At 60.5% G+C, this 15494-nt stretch carries 20 protein-coding genes; 13 read left to right on the top strand and 7 right to left on the bottom strand.

The window, feature by feature from the left end; translation table 11 throughout:
* The first annotated feature begins 57 nt into the window (after positions 1-57).
* The 4 genes from J4E00_RS07060 to J4E00_RS07075 all read left to right on the top strand — a co-directional run bounded on the left by J4E00_RS07060 (position 58) and on the right by J4E00_RS07075 (position 3188).
* Positions 58-675 (top strand): DUF6193 family natural product biosynthesis protein, encoded by a 618-nt coding sequence (locus J4E00_RS07060; RefSeq protein WP_317196598.1) that lies wholly within the window; start codon positions 58-60, stop codon positions 673-675.
* 142 nt (positions 676-817) lie between these two features.
* A complete protein-coding gene (locus J4E00_RS07065; protein ID WP_208174444.1) occupies positions 818-1672 on the top strand; it encodes an AraC family transcriptional regulator in 855 nt (284 codons plus the stop codon).
* An 82-nt stretch (positions 1673-1754) separates the two neighbouring features.
* Positions 1755-2549 (top strand): inositol monophosphatase family protein, encoded by a 795-nt coding sequence (locus J4E00_RS07070; protein WP_208174445.1) that lies wholly within the window; start codon positions 1755-1757, stop codon positions 2547-2549.
* Between the two features lie 15 nt (positions 2550-2564).
* A complete protein-coding gene (locus J4E00_RS07075) occupies positions 2565-3188 on the top strand; it encodes an NAD(P)-dependent oxidoreductase (protein ID WP_208174446.1) in 624 nt (207 codons plus the stop codon).
* Positions 3189-3329: 141 nt separating this feature from the next.
* On the opposite strand, the gene J4E00_RS07080 is transcribed toward J4E00_RS07075, so the two are convergent.
* Positions 3330-3884, bottom strand: a complete 555-nt coding sequence (locus J4E00_RS07080; protein WP_208174447.1) for a hypothetical protein — start codon at positions 3882-3884, stop codon at positions 3330-3332.
* Positions 3885-4125: 241 nt separating this feature from the next.
* Between J4E00_RS07080 and J4E00_RS07085 the strand changes: the two genes are divergently transcribed.
* Entirely contained in the window at positions 4126-5040 is a 915-nt protein-coding gene (locus J4E00_RS07085) for an alpha/beta hydrolase family protein (RefSeq protein ID WP_208174448.1), read from the top strand.
* Between the two features lie 43 nt (positions 5041-5083).
* Here the strand turns inward: J4E00_RS07085 and J4E00_RS07090 are convergent, their stop codons facing one another.
* Entirely contained in the window at positions 5084-5443 is a 360-nt protein-coding gene (locus J4E00_RS07090; RefSeq protein WP_208174449.1) for a winged helix-turn-helix transcriptional regulator, read from the bottom strand.
* A 339-nt stretch (positions 5444-5782) separates the two neighbouring features.
* On the opposite strand from J4E00_RS07090, the gene J4E00_RS07095 reads away from it, so the two are divergent.
* Positions 5783-6010, top strand: a complete 228-nt coding sequence (locus tag J4E00_RS07095; protein ID WP_208174450.1) for a molybdenum ABC transporter permease — start codon at positions 5783-5785, stop codon at positions 6008-6010.
* Between the two features lie 382 nt (positions 6011-6392).
* On the opposite strand, the gene J4E00_RS07100 is transcribed toward J4E00_RS07095, so the two are convergent.
* The 3 genes from J4E00_RS07100 to J4E00_RS07110 all read right to left on the bottom strand — a co-directional run bounded on the left by J4E00_RS07100 (position 6393) and on the right by J4E00_RS07110 (position 9152).
* Positions 6393-7433, bottom strand: a complete 1041-nt coding sequence (locus J4E00_RS07100) for a hypothetical protein (protein WP_208174451.1) — start codon at positions 7431-7433, stop codon at positions 6393-6395.
* 10 nt (positions 7434-7443) lie between these two features.
* On the bottom strand, positions 7444-8268 hold the full coding sequence (locus tag J4E00_RS07105; protein WP_208174452.1) for a fatty acid desaturase family protein: 825 nt from the start codon (positions 8266-8268) through the stop codon (positions 7444-7446).
* A gap of 608 nt (positions 8269-8876) precedes the next feature.
* Complete coding sequence (locus tag J4E00_RS07110) at positions 8877-9152, bottom strand: hypothetical protein (RefSeq protein ID WP_208174453.1); 276 nt, start codon at positions 9150-9152, stop codon at positions 8877-8879.
* Between the two features lie 452 nt (positions 9153-9604).
* Between J4E00_RS07110 and J4E00_RS07115 the strand changes: the two genes are divergently transcribed.
* From J4E00_RS07115 to J4E00_RS07135, 5 genes are all read left to right on the top strand, one after another.
* Positions 9605-10075, top strand: a complete 471-nt coding sequence (locus J4E00_RS07115) for a hypothetical protein (protein ID WP_208174454.1) — start codon at positions 9605-9607, stop codon at positions 10073-10075.
* A gap of 2 nt (positions 10076-10077) precedes the next feature.
* Positions 10078-10941 carry a hypothetical protein gene (locus J4E00_RS07120; protein WP_208174455.1) on the top strand — a complete coding sequence of 288 codons (864 nt, stop codon included), beginning with the start codon at positions 10078-10080 and terminating at the stop codon, positions 10939-10941.
* Between the two features lie 292 nt (positions 10942-11233).
* Positions 11234-11644: a hypothetical protein gene (locus J4E00_RS07125; RefSeq protein ID WP_208174456.1), complete on the top strand. Its 411-nt coding sequence runs from the start codon at positions 11234-11236 to the stop codon at positions 11642-11644.
* Positions 11645-11714: 70 nt separating this feature from the next.
* Entirely contained in the window at positions 11715-12122 is a 408-nt protein-coding gene (locus tag J4E00_RS07130) for a hypothetical protein (RefSeq protein ID WP_208174457.1), read from the top strand.
* A 112-nt stretch (positions 12123-12234) separates the two neighbouring features.
* Complete coding sequence (locus J4E00_RS07135) at positions 12235-12459, top strand: hypothetical protein (protein ID WP_208174458.1); 225 nt, start codon at positions 12235-12237, stop codon at positions 12457-12459.
* 130 nt (positions 12460-12589) lie between these two features.
* On the opposite strand, the gene J4E00_RS07140 is transcribed toward J4E00_RS07135, so the two are convergent.
* Positions 12590-12856 carry a hypothetical protein gene (locus J4E00_RS07140; protein ID WP_208174459.1) on the bottom strand — a complete coding sequence of 89 codons (267 nt, stop codon included), beginning with the start codon at positions 12854-12856 and terminating at the stop codon, positions 12590-12592.
* A 312-nt stretch (positions 12857-13168) separates the two neighbouring features.
* Here J4E00_RS07140 and J4E00_RS07145 point away from each other — a divergent pair, with 312 nt between their 5' ends.
* Positions 13169-14512, top strand: a complete 1344-nt coding sequence (locus tag J4E00_RS07145; protein ID WP_208174460.1) for a hypothetical protein — start codon at positions 13169-13171, stop codon at positions 14510-14512.
* A 36-nt stretch (positions 14513-14548) separates the two neighbouring features.
* On the opposite strand, the gene J4E00_RS07150 is transcribed toward J4E00_RS07145, so the two are convergent.
* The gene (locus J4E00_RS07150; RefSeq protein WP_208174461.1) at positions 14549-15007 is read right to left on the bottom strand and encodes a hypothetical protein; all 459 of its coding nucleotides are present in this window, start codon (positions 15005-15007) and stop codon (positions 14549-14551) included.
* A 156-nt stretch (positions 15008-15163) separates the two neighbouring features.
* On the opposite strand from J4E00_RS07150, the gene J4E00_RS07155 reads away from it, so the two are divergent.
* Positions 15164-15430 carry a hypothetical protein gene (locus tag J4E00_RS07155; protein WP_208174462.1) on the top strand — a complete coding sequence of 89 codons (267 nt, stop codon included), beginning with the start codon at positions 15164-15166 and terminating at the stop codon, positions 15428-15430.
* Positions 15431-15494 lie beyond the last annotated feature (64 nt).

The raw sequence follows: 15494 nt of genomic DNA on the forward strand, positions 1-15494 counted from the left end.
TGCCCGGATGAAGCAGCGCACCAGGAGGAAATTGGCTCAAACCCAAGTGGACAAGCAGTGGGGGCGGATACGTCGGAACCTGGCGTACCATCTGCCGGACGAGGACGTTCGCAAAACCCTGGTACTGCTGGACCTGACCTGGCTCGGGCGCACCCAGAGCTGCGGAAGCTGACGCCTTTCGCCAGCTTGCGGCGCTTGTGCCTGACCCGTGACCCTCGATACGCCGCGTTCTATGCCTTCGAGTTTCCGTGCTTTTATTTCAACCAGGAAAGCTATACAGTTTCCGACTACGACAATCACAAGCAATGGCGCTTTGCAACCCCGGAGGAAGCCGTGGATTTTGCGGCGCGCCACTTGGTCAAGGTGCCACTGAGTGCCGAGTACACGGTGCCGCTGACCCGCGCAACCCTGCGGACGCTCACCCTGGACTGGCCAGCCTCCACGGCCGTCGTCGAGTTGCAAAGCGACGAAGACACGCTGCTCATCTGCCTGAGCGGAGTGACCGGGTGTACCACCACACAGGGCATGCCTGACAAAGTGTATACCGTGCTCAGCGTAGAATACGACAACCACCACGTCTGGCTGTGGCTACACAATGGCGACCACATCCGGATTGCGGCCACAGCAATGGAAATAAAAACCGCTGGCCAGCTTGCCGCTTCGGAGGGTTTATAAGCAGCGTATGTCCCAGGCCAACTGCGGGACACGCCGGGGTGAGGTCGTGCTGGCGTATTAATAACGGGCGCGGGCGTGCCAACGGTTGGCCCTTGTTTGTCCCAAAGTGTCCCTATTTGCAGTCCCGACTATATTTTTCCCCGTGAAGGCAACTGCTCCCCCAAGCTACCCGCTCTCGCCTCTGGCCCGGGCGGGCGTGCTGGTGCGCCCCCTAGCCCAACGCCCTGCACCCTCCGAGCATCCGCACGGAACCGCCCACCGCGACGCGCACTACCTGCTGGTGTTGTTGCAAGCGGGCGAACTGCGACTAACGCTGGATTTTGAGGAGCTTACGCTGAGCGGACCCTCCTTACTGCTCATCAGCCCCGGCCAGGTGCACCGCCTACGCGAGGCCGTCGCTGCCCAAGGCTGGGGCGTCAGCTTTGAGCCCGGCTTGGTAGACGAGCAGGCCCGCGATGTACTGGAGCAGCACTTGCGCCGGCCGGTGGCCCTGGTCGGACAGGCCACGTTTGAGGCACGCGCCCACACGCTGCTGGCCCTGCTGGCGGATTGCCAGACGGAGGCAACGGCGCCCATCGGTCCGGCTCTCCAGGCAATGCTGGCGGCGCTGCTTCAGCTGGTGACTGCGCTGCTGGTGCCGGCAATGACCAGTAGCGGGGCCAATGTTAGCCGGGCCGAGGCCTTGGTCCAGGGTTTCCGACGCTTGCTGCGTCAGCACTTCACGGAGTGGAAGCAGCCCGCCCGGTACGCCGCCGCCCTGGCCGTCACCCCATCGCACCTCAACGACACGGTGAAGGCCCTGAGCGGCCATTCCATCAGCACGCACCTGCAGCAGCGCATCATCCTGGAAGCGAAGCGGCTGCTCTATTACTCCGACCAGCCGGTTAAGCAGATTGGCTACGCCCTGGGCTACGACGAGCCCGTGTACTTCGGCAAGCTCTTTAAGAAGGTGACCGGCCTGACGCCGCAGCAGTTCCGACGCACCATCCGCGAATAGGACCAGCATTGCCGCCACTGGGCCTACTTTTTGGGGGTGAAGACCGGCTTCCTTTGCCAGCGTCATTCAACCCTCTTTTAGTATGCTTACTACTTCTGAAACGGCGGCTGTCCGAGCTGCCATTCGTGCCGCAGGCAACCTGTTTCTGCCAAATTTCCGCCGCGGGCCCGTGCCCCAAACCCTGGACGAGCTCCAGACCCGCCTGGCCGACATCGAAGGGCGTTGCCTGGCCGTGCTGCAAGAGGCGCTGGCGGCGGCCTTCCCTTCAACCCCCTGGCTGGCGGCCGACGAATTCGCCCTTGATAATACGGCAAGCCTGCCGGCCGAATACTGGCTCTGTGACGCCATGGACGGGGCCATTCAGTACGTGCAGCAGCTGCCGGGCTGGACCATCAACCTGGTGCTGATGCGGCAGTGGGAACCCGTTTTTGCCGCCATCTACGACCCACTGGCCGAGGAGCTGTTCTGGGCCGAAGCCGGAGCGGGGGCCTTTGTGAACGAAACCCCGCTACGTCCCAGCACCAAGCGCGAGCCCGGAGTCATGGTGGCCGTGTTTGAGCACAACCACGGGCTAGACCACGACGCGGACCTGCGCCAACGGGTAAGCCAAGGCCTAGAACAGCTGCTGGCCCGCTACGGAGTGGTGCGCAACTACGGTCCCCACGGCCTGCAGCTGGCCTACATTGGGGCCGGCCGGCTTGATGTGTTTTTGCAAGTGGGGCGCGACCTGGACAACTGGCTGCCGGGCCTGCTCATTGCCCGCGAGGCCGGCGCCGACTTGCTCACGGCCACTGGCCAGCCCTGGCACTGGGCGGCCGATAGCCTGCTCGTCACCGCGCCGGGCCTAGGGAATGCCTTTACTCAACCAGTTGCCTAATAACCGCCCGCATTTATGAACCTGACCATCATTGGGGCTTCCTCGGGTGTGGGGCTGCTGGCCGTTCAGCAGGCGCTTGCACAAGGCCACCACGTCACAACCCTTTCGCGCACCGTTGCAACCCTGCCCGAGCATCCGCAGCTGACCAAGGTAGTGGGCAGCGCCACATCGGCGGCGGACCTGCGCCGGGTGCTGCCCGGGGCCGAAGCCGTGCTCATCACCGTGGGCACAGCCAAAAAAAACGCCACCCCGCTCTTTACCGACACCGCACGGGCCCTGCTGGCGGCCACAGCCGACGCACCGCTGTCGGCTCCCGTGCTGGTGCTGACCGGCTTTGGGGCGGGGGCCAGTGCGCCTCATCTAAGCTGGTGGATGCGCCTGGCCATCCGCTGGTTTATGCAGCCCGAGTACAACAACAAGACGCAACTGGAAGAGCTTCTGGCCGCTAGTTCTCTGCGTTGGGAAATCGTGCGGCCAGGCATGCTCACCAATGGGCCGCTGGTGCCTTACCGGGTGCTGCCCAACTTAACGCCCGGCATGCGGGTGGGCCGTATCAGCCGGGCCAGTGTGGCCGACTTTCTGCTGCGCCAGGCCCAGCAGCCCACTCTGCTCTACCAATACCCAGCCCTTACTGCGTGAACGCATCTGCCTGCGCCCGGAGCACTTATGGGGCCTTTCTGCCTGTGCCAGAACCTTGGCAGCAAGACGGGAAGCGCAATCTGGAGCTCTGCTAAATTGATGGTTTTGGCCCCATAAGCCAATCCATACTTCCTCCTTCTGCTACAGCCCCGCACCGGCCTTGCGCTTGCGGTCTGCTTGCTCGCGCTGCCAGAGTGCGTTGGAGAGCAGCAGCAGCGAGGCTTCGCCGTTGGCCCCGGTCTTGCTGAGAGTGAGCGTGGCTTTTTTACCCGTCCATAAATACGGTTCTTCCTGGGGAGACTTCGCTTTGGCAGCGGCGGGCGCCTGGGTGGGCGCGCCGTATTTGGCGCGCAGCGCCGTCAGTAGTTTCTGGCGCTCAGCAGCGCCGGTCACCACCACGAGCACGCCTTCGGCTTTGTCTTTGTAGTAGAAATACTGGATGAGCGTAGCCTTGGTCTCGCCAATCTGCGGGTTCTCGCGGGGGCGGAAATAATACGTTTTATCGGGGTCGCTTTCCACCGAGTCTGCGCCAACAATGGCCTTCATCTCGGGGTGGTCGGCAATGTCGGTTTCCAAGCCAACGTCGCGGAAGCCAAAAAACTTGTCAACCAGGGAAGCTGATGGCGGGGCGGGCTTGTGGGATTGGGCCAGCGCGCTATAGGAGCCGAGCAGCAGGCAGAAGAGTAAGGATTTCATGCGCCGAAGATAGGACGGCCCAGACGCAAATAGTCGAGTTTGAGGGAAGGGGCCGCCATCCTTAATTTCCTAAGCCTTGCTCAGTCGGTGTGGCGGGTATTGTCCTCTTCATTCGTCAAGCTGAGACGCTGCCTGCCCGCTACCCTTTTGGTAACCGGTATCCTATTGGTAAGGGACGGCATCTGTGCCAAATGCCGCTGGCAATTTTGGCTTCTCAACCAACCCCAACCCTTCTCTTACCATGAGCAATTTTCCCAGCCCCGCCGCCCCGGCCCTCGTCCTTTCCGCCAGCCCCGTTCTGCTCGTAGCCCCAGGCCGGGGCGAAGACCTGCAGGTGCGGGTTTCCGCTCCCGTCACCGCCGGCCCGCTCCCCATCATCATCCTTGCCCATGGGTTTGGCTCCTCGCTGGACGGCTACGCTCCGCTCGCCCAGTTCTGGGCTGCCCACGGTTTCGCGGTGATTCAACCCACGTTTCTCGATTCCCGCACGTTGGGCCTAAGCCCAGAGGATGCGCGCACCCCTAACATCTGGCAATTCCGCGTGCAGGACGTAAAGCGTGTCCTTGATAACCTGGAGCTTATCGCACACTCTATACCCGGCCTTCGCCTCGACCACAGCCGCATTGCCGGCGTCGGCCATTCATTCGGCGCGCAAACCACCAGCCTGCTACTAGGCGCCCGAATGGTTGCTGCCGATGGCCAACTGGGCGAGAACATGGCCGACCCCCGAATAAAAGCCGGTGTCCTGCTGAGCGCTGGCGGGCGGGGCGGCAAAGACCTAAGCCCTTTTGCGGCCGAACACATGCCGTATTTAAATACCAGCTATGCCGAACTAACGACGCCGACGCTGGTAGTAGCCGGCGATGCCGATTATTCCCCGCTGACCGTGCGCGGCCCCGACTGGTTCACGGATGCCTATACCCTAAGCCCAGGGGCCAACGGGCTGGTGACGCTGTTTGGCGCCGAGCACATGCTTGGTGGAATTTCCGGGTACCTGGTGACGGAAACTACGGATGAAAACCCTGAGCGCGTGGCGGCCGTCCAGCGGCTAACGTGGGCCTACCTGCGCAGCGCCCTGTACCCCGAAGACCCCGCCTGGCCCAACGCCGTAGCCGCATTTTATGACAGTCCCCTCGGACGGGTGGATGAGAAATAGAGAGCAGTTCTTGTAGTCAGTGTACCAGCAGTAGCGCGAGCTTCTAGCTCTTCCCTACGTCCCCGATGACGGTGGCGTGGTGCAGTTTGCCCCACTCGTGCATGGCGTGAATGACGTTGCTCAACGTGTGGGCGTGCGCGGTGGCGGCGTACTCCACGGTCACGGGCCGGGTGTCGCAGACGGTCCGCGTCACGAGTTGGTTAAGCTCCAGCTCCTGCAGCTCCTTGGAGAGGATGCGCGGCGAGATGCCAATGGTGCGGGTGAGCTCCTTGAACCGCTGCTTTTCCTCCAGCAGCACGGCCAGGATGAGGAGCTTCCACTTGCCGCTGACCACGTCCAAAGTGTCGTGCACGGAGCGGTGGGCGTTGCGGCATTCCTGGGAAGCATAAGGCTGATGCGCCATGACAAATCGGTGTCTGATGGATAGGGGTAACCAATAAGCCATAGAAATGATTTGTCCCACCAGCACAGTTACTTGTCCGCAGCAAGCTTGGCCAAACCCTCTTTTTGCGCTTGTCCTCCGCAGCCATGCGCTTTCCGGGTCGGGGTGCAACGAGCGAAATCGCGCTGACTTCGTAACTCGGTAGTACGAGAAGCTCGGCTGGCAGGGAAGCGCGGGCTAACCCTTCCGCTCCTGCTCGGGAGAGTTGCATACCGGCAATAAACCCGGTCCAAATCATGCTGCGGGCAGGTAACCCTTCGCGCGGGGTATCGTTAGCTGAGTAGCCTTACTTTCCCTTTCATGACTATTTTCGGAATCCTGCTAGCCGTTTTGTGCTATGCCATTCAGTACCTAATGAATCGTCGCGCCTTTAACCGCCGCAATGCGGCCGGTGTAGAGGAATTCAAGTCCTATGAGGCCGCCGCTGGAACCCGCTTTTTAGAAGGTGCGGGCCGTAAACTTGGCTCCCTGCTCATCATTGTGGGCCTGATTCTGGCCGCGTTTGGCTTCTTCGCGCACCACAAATAGCCGCAGTTGCGGAGTAGCCGCGTAGCAGCGGCAGGTTCAACCCCATTTTTGGGACAAGAAAAACCGCATAGCGGTGACAGATTCCCAATCGGAGCTGCCACAAACTTGCCGTCGTTACGCGGCCAGTCCGCAGCTCGGGTTGAATAAGACATCCTGCTGATTCGCGCATCTACAGCAAATAGATGCAGCCAAGGCAATGCTTACTGCTCCTGTCTGGTTATGCTGAAACAGGCTTGTCTAATTCCCTGCTCGGCTTTCGTTGATGCAGGTCGGTTTGCCATACTGTGTGCTGTCGTGCCTAGACGTAGACAGTAGCCTATGTTGGGAAACAGGGTTTGTCAGGTTGGTCAGCCAGGTACGTTATCAGTCGGCTGGATTCAGGCTAGGCAGCATCGGGGGCCGAAAGCAGTTGGGAAGCTTGGTTACGCAGCTCGTCCGGCTTCTGCCCGGAGCTGCTGGGATGCATGGCTTGGTAACTGCCCCACAGACCTGCCACATACAACCCCAGCCCGGCAAAGGCCGGTGCGAGGTGGCTGAAGTCAGTGTAGCCAATGAGTGGATGCACGCCGATGGCAGTGGCAAAGCCCACGGTACCCGTCAGGGCCAGCACCTGCCATAAGCTTCGGCTGGGGGTGCCACCCCATACGCAGCCAAACAGGGCAAGCCCACAACTGGCCAGCGCACCACCAAAGCCCGCCCGGTCGTGGGCAATGAGCGGCACCAGGCGCGGACTGAGCGTCATGAGCTGTTTCACGGTCAGGTTCAGGTAGTGTAGGTCCTGCGGCACGAACACACGGGTCGTGCCGACAACCACGATGGTAAAGCCCGCTGCCAGCATGCCCAGCCCTGACGCCATCAAGCAGGCGCGTCCGAAACCAGCCCGCGAGGACCACGGCCCGGCAAATGCAGGCCGGAACGCCCGCCGTAGGTGTCGGGGACCGTGCAGCCCCCTGAATGACTGGGCCAGGCCCAGCCAGAATAGGGGGAGCAGCAAAGCCGTAGCGGTACCGTGCCACGCATCAAAATACCCGTAGCCGAGGTAGGCCAGAAAGCTACTGAAACCCAGTATTCCGCTGAGCAATAGCACCCACCACGCCCATGCCTGCCCTTGCCGCAACGGAAACTCCGCCAGCCAGCAGTACAGCAGTCCTGTGCCAATGACAGCTCCTCCAAAAGCAGCCCGGTCGTGAAACATAAAATGCAGAATGCGGCTGTCATCGACTCCGCAGAGCTGGCTGGCAACCACACCCAGATACGCTACGTCGTGCGGCAGCAGTTGGCGCGTGGCCGCCAGAAACAAGGCAAAGCCGCCGCTCAGCACCAGGCTGACGCCAACCAGCGTCAGCAAGCGTCGTCCGTCGCCGACCAGCGCCGCTAAAAAGCCCGGCTCTTCGGCTACGTTGTGCTGTTCGCGTGGTCGCATGAGGAAGAGGTTAAAAGCCCAACTTGGTTGGTTCCACGCCTTGCTGCGCAAAGTAGGGGTCGAGGCGTTTGGCCAGCTCGGGCCAGTGGTGATGCGGAATGGCCGGGTACAGGTGGTGCTCGAGGTGGTAGAGGTGCTCCGCGGCAACAAACGAAGCCACCCGGCCCCGGAATAAGCGCGTCTGCCACAGCACATTTTGCTCGCGCGGCCGGTGGGGGATGTATGAGGTCACCAGCGGGAGCAGCCAGCTACCCAGCGTCATCAGCCCCGCGTAGATGAGGAGCACGGGGTGGCCCAATGAAGCCAGTACCCCAGCGGCGGCCAGCACCAGCAAGCAGGCCAGGCCTTCGAGCCGCACCCACCGCTTGTCACCCCGCTCCTGGCGCAAGGCCCAGAAATACAGCTTAAAATTGTAAGTAATGCCTTCACGCAGGGCACCGAACAGGGACATGCCAGCGGCAGCGCCTTCAATGTCGTCGGGGGCGGGATAGCGGGCGTGGTGGTGCAGGTGGGCCAGCCGGTAGGCGTGGCCACTACGCAGCGCCAGCAGCTCGATGACGCTGAGAAAGATGTCGTTGACGGACTTGCGCAAGCCCAAATTGGCATGAACCAAATCGTGCGAAGTTGAGCCGTAGGTGATAAAACTTAGGCCCATAAGCATGGCTACAGCCGGCACCCACCAGCCCAGCGCGGCAAAGCCGAAGTACGCCGCCGCGTAGCCGAAAGGCAGCGCCAGCGTTAGTGCCCGTTGCCCATTCGTGATGGGAACCAGGTCCGCAAATTGCCGGGCGGCGGGCAGGCCGACAGTACTCGCAGTTGGGGAATGGTGTGACATAGCCGTGGTACGTTAGGGACAGGGGCCGAGGTTATGCAGCAAAGTACGCTACCCTGCTAAAACTTGTACCTCGCTTACCTCCAAATACTTCTCGTTGGCTGGTGCCGCATGTCAGCCAACGGCAGGGGCAGGGTCGTATTGCGGCGGGGTTATTACCCGTGGGCCGGAAGCGGGAGTTGGTGTTCGACCACGAGCACGCTGCCTCTTACCGCCTCGGCATCCTCGTGCTCCAGCTGAAACAGACGACCTGTCAAGCGAAATAAAGTTGGCAGGACCGAATCGTTAAGTTCATCAGTGCTACCAAATACGGAGTAGACCGCATAACTCGGCCCTCGGGCCAACACCTCAACCATGCCCGGGGCACAGCCCAATAGCTCGGCTACCCGTTCCGTTATCTGAGCATATCCAGCCGCGGCAGGAGAGGGCACGCCATCTGCCGAAACGAGCAACGAGGGTTGGTTGGGGTGGTACAGGGTAGCGGTCATGACAGGCGGAATCAGAAATTGCTTTACGGGAAAGAGGGTGTACCCCGAAGCCGCGCTTCAGGGTACACCCTCTTTCCCGTAAAGCAGGACAAATATCAGCGGTGGGAGGCGCTGCTGGATAATTTACATTTTGCTGTCGCCCATCTTGCCTTTTAACATCTTGTCCCCTTTGGTCATCTTGTCGCCCTTGGTCATTTTATCGCCCTTGGCCATCTTGCCTTTGGCCATTTTGCCATCGTGGCTCATTTTGTCGTCAGCCATTTTACCAGACTGCATTTTGCCATCGGTCATTTTACCGTCGGTCATTTTGCCGCCTTCCTGGGCGTAGGAGAGGGGGGCGGCCAGCAAGAGTGCAGCAAGCAGTAGCGCTTGCGAAGCGGAAGAGAGAAACTTGTTCATGAGATTGTGAAAAAGGGTTGGTGAATTGGTTTCGTCGGGTCTGACGACGGCTAGCAATGGGCCTTACACCAAGTACCAAAAGTTTTTAAAAGCGCCGTGACTTTATGCAGGCCTTACTGGCGTTTGGCGCAGCCTTCGTCACGCAGTTGGTCTTGAATAATTTAGCCACCGTAGCAATCTCAAAAAAAAATCAGAGGAGGCGCAAGGTTTGTAGGCAGGTCACGTCCAGCCCTTAGCGGATGCCCTGCCATTCTGCAGTTCCTGTCTCTTAAAGCATTATACCGGGCCTTTTTTCCTGTTTAAGCATTGCTTCGGCCGTGGTGCGCGTCGGGGCGCTGGCGCAGGAAAAGGTGTAGCGGCATGGCTGGGGGCTGGTTTGAGGGGGATACATACCGTAGGCCTAACGGGCTTTTACCGAACATCTTTTTCATTTCACCTTTTCCTTACGCCTTATGTGCATACTATTCCTCAATCGATTTACGCTGTTGCTCTGTGGCGCGCTTGCCATCGGACTAGAGGCCTGCAATAAAGCAGTGGTGGAGCCGCCCGGCAGCGCCTCAGCGGCCGAGCCTGCCGGTACCACAAACGCACTGCGCACCGGTACTATGCAGCCCCAGGGCGGTGTGGCCAGCAGCGGCACGGCCACGATTGAGCGTGACGCAGCCGGGGCCGAGTTCGTGCGCTTCGCTGCCAACTTCCGGACCGACTTTCACACGGGCTCGCTCGGTGTGTACCTGGCCAAGTCCGACGGTCTGATACGGGTACAGCGGGCTGCTAACTCTGCCAATGTGGTGCGGGTAGGCACTATTGTGGTAGATGGCGCACAGGCGTTGGCCGTCTCGGGCAGCGCGACGGGCTACTCGCACGTCATCATTCACTGCGACCCAGCGATGTATAATTTCGGGGCAGCTCTCGTCCAGTAGCCATGCGGACGTCTTTGCTGCCTGCTCACCCGTACGCACTCCTGTTTTTGCTGGCCCTGTGGCTACTGAACACCTCAACAGCCCACGCAGGAGGGGGGTGGACGCGGAAGAAGAAGAAAGGATACGTGAAAGTGGGCCTCACCACCGTCAGCACCGACCGTTACCACCCGCTCACAGGCGGTACCATCAATACGGCGCTGTTTCGGCAGCAGGTGTATAGCATATATGGCGAATATGGCCTGACCGACCGGCTGGAGGCGACGCTGAATTTTCCGTTTTTCCGACGCGCCAGTTTCCCTGACCTCACCCCCGGCCAAGGCGTAGGCGACCCCGAAGTTGGGCTGCGTTACGGCGTACTCACGGGCAAATGGCCGCTGGCCGTGGGCATAGCTGTGGAGGCCCCACTGGGCAATCCCAACGTGTTTGGCCAGAATGCAACCGACCCGCGCGTGTATTTGCGCCTGCCCACCGGCGATGGCGAGTGGAATGTATGGACTCGCGCCGCGCTCTCGCACAGCCTGAGCAAGCTACCGGCCTTTTTTACGCTAAGCGCGGGCTACAACAAGCGCACCGGCGGCTTCACCGACCAGTATAGCTATGGTGTGCAGCTGGGCTATCAGCTTTTTGGCAAGCTCTGGCTCACGGCTACCGAACGCACGCTCGACAACGTGAGTGCGCCGGACCTCACCCGGTTTGGTACCATCGGCCTGGGCGAAGGTGTGGCGTACTCCACGGCCGGGCTGGGTGCCAGCTATAACGTAACCAAGCACTTATCGGCCACGGCTGACTGGGCCACTGGCTTCGGCAAGCTGCGCAACGTGTATTCGGGTAACCAATACACGGTAGGAGTAGCCTGGGAATGGTAGTTATCTGTCTTGGTGACATATTCAGCGCCACGTTTTTGCAGAACGATGCTGCTTTCCCGCTGCGCACACTGCGGAAAGCGCTTTCTGGGAGCTGCGCTAAACGTTGTGGGAAGAGACAAGCTGCCCTGCATGTCTCAAGGAATTGGGCAAGCCAAGTTGCAGAACAACAGCTGCGTTGTGGCTACACCGAAGCCGCTCCAATCAAAAAAGAGCCCGGAGCGGCTGTTCCCGGCCATTGTGCTGCTGGCTCGGATGCTACCTTCGGGGCTCACCTTCACCACTCGTTTCCATCATGGCCGCTCAGGAGCCAACATTCGAAATGCTCGTAACCGCCTTTGAAGCTGCCTCCGCGGAGGACTTCAGGCTGAAAGGGGCTCACGTACAGGAGCCCGTATACAAGACCGAAGACGGGTACATCACCCCGGATTCGGTAGAGAAATTCAAGGAGCAGCTAGCCGAGTACGACGCTTTCCATCAGGCCAGTGCTTTGGCAGAACAGGCGCTGCACACCGCCCAGGCCGCGCTGGATGCGTGGTTTCCGGCCCAGGTAGCTACTTCTCTGGATGAGGGGGTGGCCCTGGTTGCCCCGGCGGCCGAAGGCCGGATTGCCCTCGTCAAGCACAACGGGGCCTACATCATTGAGCGGGCTGCCACCCAGGAAGAAGCGTTGAATAAAATTGAGCGATTTCTGAATCAATTTTAATTGCTTCTGCACCATTAGCCACCTTTATCAGGCTGCCTGGACATTTCTACTGTCTTTCTATTCTCACTTCATGCACAAACTCTTCCTACTGGCCCTGCTGCTGTCCGGGGCCACTCCGGTGCTGGCCCAAACCACGCCGGCCGTTGCTCATCCCCTTGCTGTTCAATACTGCACCCTGGTAGCCCGTGGCACACACTACGGCACCCTGGCATTTCACCTCGACTATGGCCTCAACGGGGCCGGCTACACGGGCATCAGCGCCGACCAGCAGGCGGCCGATAATGTGAAGGTGCGGGAGTTGTTTACCGTGGCCGACGCGCTCAACTTCCTCAGCAGCAAAGGCTGGGAAGTTGTTGGCATCAGCACGCTGACCGGCGACATTGTTGCGCCTGACACCACGCCTTCCATCCGCTCAGGCAGCATCCTGGGCACGTTCCGCTCGGAGGTACAGTACTTGCTGCGTCGGCGTGGCCAATAAGAATGCAGCTCACAAAAATCGCCGTCCTCATCGGTTGTTATACCTTGTTCACATGATTCGCCACCACTACAGCACAGGAGAGAAGTAGCCCTCTATTCAAGGGTGCTACTGAATGTCCCGACCAAAGAAACGCTGGGCCTGGAAACCCAACCACCGACGGCCCTGTCACAAGCAATGGTATTACGCGCCTCCGGGCTCCGGGTACTGCATGCGGCGGTACTGGCACCGGCATCGCCTGCAGGAAGCCCATGCGCTCCGGCAGATGCTGGAAGACCCGGAAGCCGATGCGCCATTTCCCTTCCATCACCACCACGGCCTTGCCTGGATTTGGGATTAGGGTAAAAGCAAAGCCCCGCCAATCTGGCGGGGCTTTTTCGTTCAAACGATTGAATCGCCGAAGCTTCTGTTTAAAACTGGCTCTAATGCAGTCAGGCGGTTGTCGGCAGAAAAAGAAGCCGTGCAGGCGCCTAGTTTAGCCATACCCGCTCAACTATTTCGAAGCGGTGGGGGGCAAAGGCATTAAAATACGGGGCCTCGCCTTCAAAGCCCAGAACGTGAACGAGGTCGGAGCCTTCGGCCCGGCCTTCCGTTACCCGAACGGGGTATACCTGACCCTGTTCGGGCCAGTCGCCGACGTGCTTGGCGGGGCGGTTGCTGTTGTCGACGCACACGGCATAATCAATGAAGGGCGCGGTGCGGGTGGCTTCTGCCAGGGTGTGGTTGGCTACTTCCATAAGTTAAAGGTACAGCAAAGCCCAACCACAAAAGAGCGGGTTTCGTGCAATCGTCGAAAAATTCTGGCGCGGCTATGAGCGTACCCGTCGAGCTTAGTACCGTTCGCCGGCCGGGTTCCCGGGCCCGAGGGTTGGGCCGTTGGGCCCGGGTATTATAGCTATGCGTGCCGGCAAGGGCGCCGGAGTGCCGAGGCCCACACCCACTCAGGCGCTATTCACTTACCATTCCGCGCTGTTCACTATCAAAGCAGGCAGGGGCAGCAGTCAATTATTTAGTTTTGGGCTCTTCTCAAAACACTGACTTTTCTTGCTATGATACTACACGCTACTCCTTTTTTCCGGTCTCTGCGTCCGCTGTTACTGGTCGGTGCTCTGCTGCCCCTTGCCGCGCAAGCCCAGACGGGCAGCGTCGGGATTGGTACGGCCTCGCCAGATTCCAAGGCGGCGCTCGACATCCGCAGCACGGACAAGGGCCTGCTCATTCCGCGTCTCGACTCGACCCAGCGGGTGGCCATCAGCACCCCGCCCGACGGGCTGATGGTGTTCCAGACCGATGGGCGCAAGGGCTTCTGGTACGCCCTGGGGGGCAGCTGGCTCTACCTGCCCAACAAAACCCAGAGCGGCGACAACCTGGGCAACCACACCGCTACCGAAGCGCTGAACCTGAACGACAACGAGCTGCGCCTGCGCGCCCGTACCGATACCTCCCACGGCCTGGGTTGGTATGGCAACAGCAGCAGCGTCAAAAACTGGCTGGGGCTGAACGTTGATGGGCCCGTGCTCTATGGCAATGGGGGAGGCGTTCTGGGCACCGTTACCAGCGGTGGCCGGCAGCTGGCCCTAGCCTGGACCAATGCGGGCCGGGTGAGCATCGGCCAGGCAGGTCCGGCACTGCCGCTCGACGTGCGCGGCCAGATAGGCCTGCGCACCAACTCTGCCTGGGACCACCTCTACTTCAGCCACGACGGCACGTCAGCCTTCGTCAACGCAGGCGGTGCTGAAGGCGGCTTGGCGCTGCGCATAGGAACCGGGGCCGTCGGCAGCTATGGCGACCAGACCTATACCGAAGTAGTGCGCGTGAAAAGCAACGGCCGGGTGGGCATCAACACCAACGACCCCCAGCAGGCGCTCGACGTGAGCGGTACGGCCCGCGCCACCGACTTTGCCTACAACGCTACCCAGACGCGCTACCTTTCGCTTGGCTCCGGGGCATTTGTGAGTTCTGCCCCGCAAGCTTACTCTGCCAACATCACCATCGGCTCGGCTACAGGCTCGCCGCTGATGATAAACATATTGGGCGGCACCAGCGGGCAGCCTGCCTACCTGGTAGCTCCGGTGCAGCTGCCCCAGGGGGCGGTCATCACCAGTATTTCCATCACTGCCATCGATAATGATGGCGTTAACATTGCACCACAGGCGTTGTTAACCGCCATCTATCCCGTCGATAACAGCAACAGCACTATTGGTGTAGTTTACGCCGACCAAGCCGTGCTGACCACGGAAGACCCCGATTGGCAGACCATCACCAAGGTTACCAGCCATACCGTGCGCAACGACTTGTACCTCTACAACCTGCGCATTCGCCTCAACCAGAACAACGCCGGTACCCTATTTCTGGGGGCCCGCATCGGCTACACGGTGGCCCAGCCTGACTAGGCCCGCTTCCCAAAAAAAGCTGCCGCGCCCTTTCGCTTATTGGCAGTTTTGAAACACGATGGGCGGGGTACGGGCAATGACGGCGCTGCGTCCGTGGCCTAGGTTGCGGTGCAGGTAGAAGTAGCACGTAACTGGCCGCTGCAGCCGCTGGTTCTGCATAATGGCAGCCATGGGGTAGGTGAGCGTGAGCGTGTCCTGCCGCGCTGTGACGTCGGTGCCCTTGCCCTGCTGGCCCACCGAAAAGGTCATGTGCGGGTCGGTGCCCTGAAATTTGATGGATACGGCAAAGCCGTCGGCCGACTGCTCGGCGTCGGCGATGTGGTAAGCCACCTTGGCCGTGAGCACGTCGGCGGCTGAGAGTGTTTTGCACGGCGGCTGGTTAAGCTTGACCAGGGTAATGGAGTTGTCGCCCGTTATCAGCGGCTCCACGGTGGGGCGGGCTGGCGTGAGTAGGGCCAGGCTGAGCAGGCTGACTAGGGAAAGGAAGGGATTCATACCTTAAAGCTACATGGTAGTACCCTGCCAGTGCCCCATTCAAGGCTCGTCTGCACCCGCAGGCAGGCCCGGCCAAGCGGTCCACGCGTCACGAGCAGCGCAGCGAAAGCAACACTTGTTCTACTCCAGCCCGGGACTTTTTCGTAGCTTTCTGCCATGACGCTCGACCAGTTTCTCGCCCTGCCACCCGACCACCTGCCGGAGCTGGTGCACGCTTGGGGGCTGTACCTGGGCATGTGTCGCCGAACAGCGGATTCCGTGTTTCTCTACCGCTTTCCGGGGGCTGGCCGGGGCTTTTTTGTGGAGCTCTACAAGGACCGCGCCTCGGACGCGGCACCCAGGGTGCGGGCCTTCGCCACCGAGTTGCGGCTGGAAACGGACCTGGCACTGTGGCTGCCCACGGAACAGGCTTCGACCAACTAGGCTAATTAGGCATTCGTATCTGTACGTTTGTTACTCCAGATTTGTCATTCTCCACATTCACGCT

Origin of the sequence: Hymenobacter negativus, from assembly GCF_017571495.1 — a bacterium.
GTDB lineage: Bacteria > Bacteroidota > Bacteroidia > Cytophagales > Hymenobacteraceae > Hymenobacter > Hymenobacter negativus.

Bases quoted from the DNA above. Each gene is read 5' to 3' on its own strand.
- J4E00_RS07070 (WP_208174445.1), top strand. From the start codon at position 1,755: ATGCTTACTACTTCTGAAACGGCGGCTGTCCGAGCTGCCATTCGTGCC.
- J4E00_RS07075 (WP_208174446.1), top strand. From the start codon at position 2,565: ATGAACCTGACCATCATTGGGGCTTCCTCGGGTGTGGGGCTGCTGGCC.
- J4E00_RS07080 (WP_208174447.1), bottom strand. From the start codon at position 3,884: ATGAAATCCTTACTCTTCTGCCTGCTGCTCGGCTCCTATAGCGCGCTG.
- J4E00_RS07085 (WP_208174448.1), top strand. From the start codon at position 4,126: ATGAGCAATTTTCCCAGCCCCGCCGCCCCGGCCCTCGTCCTTTCCGCC.
- J4E00_RS07090 (WP_208174449.1), bottom strand. From the start codon at position 5,443: ATGGCGCATCAGCCTTATGCTTCCCAGGAATGCCGCAACGCCCACCGC.
- J4E00_RS07095 (WP_208174450.1), top strand. From the start codon at position 5,783: ATGACTATTTTCGGAATCCTGCTAGCCGTTTTGTGCTATGCCATTCAG.
- J4E00_RS07100 (WP_208174451.1), bottom strand. From the start codon at position 7,433: ATGCGACCACGCGAACAGCACAACGTAGCCGAAGAGCCGGGCTTTTTA.
- J4E00_RS07105 (WP_208174452.1), bottom strand. From the start codon at position 8,268: ATGTCACACCATTCCCCAACTGCGAGTACTGTCGGCCTGCCCGCCGCC.
- J4E00_RS07110 (WP_208174453.1), bottom strand. From the start codon at position 9,152: ATGAACAAGTTTCTCTCTTCCGCTTCGCAAGCGCTACTGCTTGCTGCA.
- J4E00_RS07115 (WP_208174454.1), top strand. From the start codon at position 9,605: ATGTGCATACTATTCCTCAATCGATTTACGCTGTTGCTCTGTGGCGCG.
- J4E00_RS07120 (WP_208174455.1), top strand. From the start codon at position 10,078: ATGCGGACGTCTTTGCTGCCTGCTCACCCGTACGCACTCCTGTTTTTG.
- J4E00_RS07125 (WP_208174456.1), top strand. From the start codon at position 11,234: ATGGCCGCTCAGGAGCCAACATTCGAAATGCTCGTAACCGCCTTTGAA.
- J4E00_RS07130 (WP_208174457.1), top strand. From the start codon at position 11,715: ATGCACAAACTCTTCCTACTGGCCCTGCTGCTGTCCGGGGCCACTCCG.
- J4E00_RS07135 (WP_208174458.1), top strand. From the start codon at position 12,235: ATGTCCCGACCAAAGAAACGCTGGGCCTGGAAACCCAACCACCGACGG.
- J4E00_RS07140 (WP_208174459.1), bottom strand. From the start codon at position 12,856: ATGGAAGTAGCCAACCACACCCTGGCAGAAGCCACCCGCACCGCGCCC.
- J4E00_RS07145 (WP_208174460.1), top strand. From the start codon at position 13,169: ATGATACTACACGCTACTCCTTTTTTCCGGTCTCTGCGTCCGCTGTTA.
- J4E00_RS07150 (WP_208174461.1), bottom strand. From the start codon at position 15,007: ATGAATCCCTTCCTTTCCCTAGTCAGCCTGCTCAGCCTGGCCCTACTC.
- J4E00_RS07155 (WP_208174462.1), top strand. From the start codon at position 15,164: ATGACGCTCGACCAGTTTCTCGCCCTGCCACCCGACCACCTGCCGGAG.